Origin of the sequence: Dorea sp. MB18-49 (assembly GCF_023669465.1) — a bacterium.
Classification (GTDB): Bacteria; Bacillota; Clostridia; order Lachnospirales; family Lachnospiraceae; genus Dorea_A; species Dorea_A longicatena.
Genome location: NZ_JAMOYX010000087.1, coordinates 1 through 3,460, shown reverse-complemented (window position 1 = coordinate 3,460; position 3,460 = coordinate 1). Strand labels below are relative to the sequence as shown.

Annotated in this window: 3 protein-coding genes; all 3 read left to right on the top strand. The window is 33.9% G+C overall.

Annotated elements, in window-relative coordinates:
• Positions 1-1,975: hypothetical protein (locus NCY30_RS14750; RefSeq protein ID WP_250818872.1), on the top strand; the 1,975-nt coding region annotated here is incomplete at its 5' end.
• A complete protein-coding gene (locus NCY30_RS14745; protein ID WP_055213830.1) occupies positions 1,962-2,720 on the top strand; it encodes an ABC transporter ATP-binding protein in 759 nt (252 codons plus the stop codon). The genes NCY30_RS14750 and NCY30_RS14745, both read left to right, overlap by 14 nt.
• Before the next feature lie 306 nt (positions 2,721-3,026).
• On the top strand, positions 3,027-3,460 hold a 434-nt coding region (locus tag NCY30_RS14740), incomplete at its 3' end, for a tyrosine-type recombinase/integrase (protein ID WP_250818871.1).

Below are 3,460 nucleotides of genomic sequence, written 5' to 3'. Positions count from 1 at the left end.
GGAATATATAATGAAAAAAATATTTTTTGAAACACTAAAACATAAGTTTGGTCATTATTTACTGGTTATATTATGTGGTATACTAATGGTTTCGACAATATATGTATCATATGCATTTAGTGACAGTATTGAAGGAATTATACATGGACAAAATTCTGGCATAGTGGAAGAAATGTACACTTTTATTAATTTTCAAGAGACATATATTCTCTTGTTTATATTAATGGTACTGGTTATTATTTCGTACATACAAAAAAAATCCTATGATTATGTTCTGCTTGATACGATGGGATTAAAGAAAAAGCATAGATATATGTTTATTGGATTTGAATATGCAGGGATTATATTTTCCTCGGTAACTGGTGGCTTGATTTTAGGAAAAATATTAGCAGAGTGTGCAAAAACAGTATTACAAAATATCTTTTATAATACAATTACTACAGAGGTTAATTATGGATTTATTGCACTGCGGAATACATTGGTGATTTCATGTGAAGTTTTCGGCATCCTATTCATTGTTTTTGATGAATTGATAGCATGTCTGGGAATGGATGCATTGTTGACTGTTGGAAAAAAGAACGGGAAACCACTGAAGAAGAGACCGAAAACTTTACTGATTGGGATATTTTTGATCTTGATTGGCCTTATAAGTCTGTTGTTTTATTGGGGAAAGATATCCCAAAGTATTCCGACTGTATTTTTGAATGCGGGCATGTGCCTGCTTATGATTAGTTTGGCAGGATACTATTTCGTTCGGTTGAATAAAAAAGAGAAGAAGTATTATAAACGAATTACATGGTTGGAAAACTGGTATCATAGATTCTTTTATAATATAAATATGTCATTTGTCGTTGCAGCATTTCTTGTAATTATTATGACGGATTTTTCTATAAAATTATTGGATAACCTTCCGATTACCGAACCGAAGAATTATCCGTTTGACTTGGTATGGATGGCAAATACGGATGACGAAGAATTTTTGAATCATTTAACAGATGATGAAGGGGTTGAACTGAGAAAAGTACCATGTGCTAGAGTGACAACGACAGATATTGCTGAACATATGGGGATTCCGGCATCAACTTATGAAAAATGGACTGGAAAATCGCTAGATTTGAAAGACAATGAAATATTTGTTGTATATCAAAGGGAGAGGTTTGAACGAAACAAAGTCGGAATTGGTTACAATACAAAAAATCCATTAATTTATATAGGAAAAGCAAGGGCTGATTTATGGTTGTATATAAAAGGCGTAGCAGCACCTAAAGTACAGTATTTTACAGAAAAATTCAAGGTTGTCGGAACAGAAGACAGAATTCTAACAGGTGTGTTTGGAAGTGAAACATGTGAACATATTATTGTATTCTCAGACGAATATTATCAGAAGAACTGTGTGAAAGCAGATGGGGCGAATATGGCTGTTATGATGAACATACCTGAAAATTATGATAAAGTTGTCGAAGAAATAAAAGCGTATGCCCAAGATCATTCCCAGGTAAATTATTTTGACGCGGATAATGGGAATCTGATTTACGAGAAGAAAGAGCTGCTGTTAGAAAGAAGTAAAACAAAGCTTTTATACGTGGCTTCAGCAGCGGGAAATATTATCATTATGCTTTTGTGTGGAATATTTGTATTGAGTATAAAAATGGAGTGTGATTTTCCGGAGACAGAATGGAAATACCGATTTTATATTCAATCAGGAATGTCTTCTGCTAAAGTCAGAAAGGGAATCATAAAAGAGTGTCTGCTATCAGGAGGACTGCCTGTTATATGTGGCACAATTATTTCAATTTTGTATTGTAGTATGCTTTTGTATGCGAAACATTTACAGATTGAGTGGGTTCATAGATACTTTAAAGGAATAATTTTGATTGTTGGTGCTATATGGTTGCTTTTTGCTGTTTTTATTTTTATATTTGCTTATAGAAATATTAGAAAAATAGAGGGAGATAGTGGAAATGGAAAAAAGTAAAAAAATTTTAAAAGTGGAAAATTTAAAAAAGGCATATTACTCAACTTCCCGAACAGGAGAAATCATTACTTATCCTGTTTTAAATAATGTTTCATTTGAGATAGAAGAAGGTGAATTTGTAGGGATTATGGGACGTTCTGGTTGTGGAAAAACTACATTATTAAAGGCAGTGGGAATGTTAGACAAACCAGATGACGGAACAATATATTACAAAGATAAAGATACAAAAGATATATACCGGGCTGAACTGGCAAGACTTAGAAGAACAGAGATTGCTTTTGTATTTCAGGATTATTATCTTATGGATAGTCTGTCTATAAAAGAAAATATTATGCTTCCACTTATTTTGGATGAGGCAGATGTTCAGGAGAGTAAGAAAAAATGTGAAGAAATGGCTGAGAAGTTTGCAATTGCGGATTTATTGGATAAAAAACCATATGAATTATCAGGAGGAGAAAAACAAAGAACTGCGATTTGCCGCGCATTAATCTACAATCCCGATTTAATTTTGGCGGACGAACCAACAGGAAATCTGGACTCTGCCTCATCAGAGGTTGTAATACATACTTTAGAAGAGATTAATAAGAAGATGGGGAAAACAATTCTGCTTGTAACACATGATCCTATTATAGCAAGTTCATGTGATAGAATTATTTTCTTAAAAGATGGAAAAGTAAAGGAAGACCTGAAGAGAACCGGAGATAAGGAACAATTTTATAATGAAATAATTACAAACTGGTGCTGATTTGCAAGTGCTTATATAAAATAAACCTTGTTCATGAATCGTATTCAATTACTACGATAATGGCAAGTGCTTTAAGATGATTTACAGTGTCTCTGACTGAGTATTCCAATGAAAATAGAAAAATAAAATAGTATGTGAATATTCCCGTGCGGAAGAACCCCTGAGTCCGGACAGCCGGGACACGGAGCCCGGATTATTCAGACAAGGACGATGAACTGCCGTGGCTCAGTTACCAGCACTTTGGCAATCTGGTAGGCAACCTCACAGATCTGATTGTGCTGGAACAAAACTGGCAGCTGATGATTGATGAAATCTGGAATACCCGTCAGGTCAATGACTATGGATGAGCTGTATCTGGCAAGAGCACGATATGAAGAAACACTGAAAAATGATCCGGAATTTGATGAAAACTTAGATTTTGTTTTGTTTAGGGATCACGGGAAGGCAATCGCAAGACCGTATTATTATTTTAAGAAACTAATGAAGAAATGTAATATTGATTGTACAAAACATGTATGGCACGATTTACGGCACACTTATGCAACACTGTTAGATCAAAACAATATGAACATGAAAGTAGTATCGGAGATATTAGGTCATTATTCAGAAGAATTTACAAATGAAGTTTATGTCATTCATAAACCAGAGGTCATCATCTATGATACAAGTGAAGTAATGAACTCATTTATTGAGTCATTAAAACTGGACTCAACAGAAAGAACCATACCTGTATATGATAT

Bases quoted from the DNA above. Each gene is read 5' to 3' on its own strand.
- NCY30_RS14745 (WP_055213830.1), top strand. From the start codon at position 1,962: ATGGAAAAAAGTAAAAAAATTTTAAAAGTGGAAAATTTAAAAAAGGCA.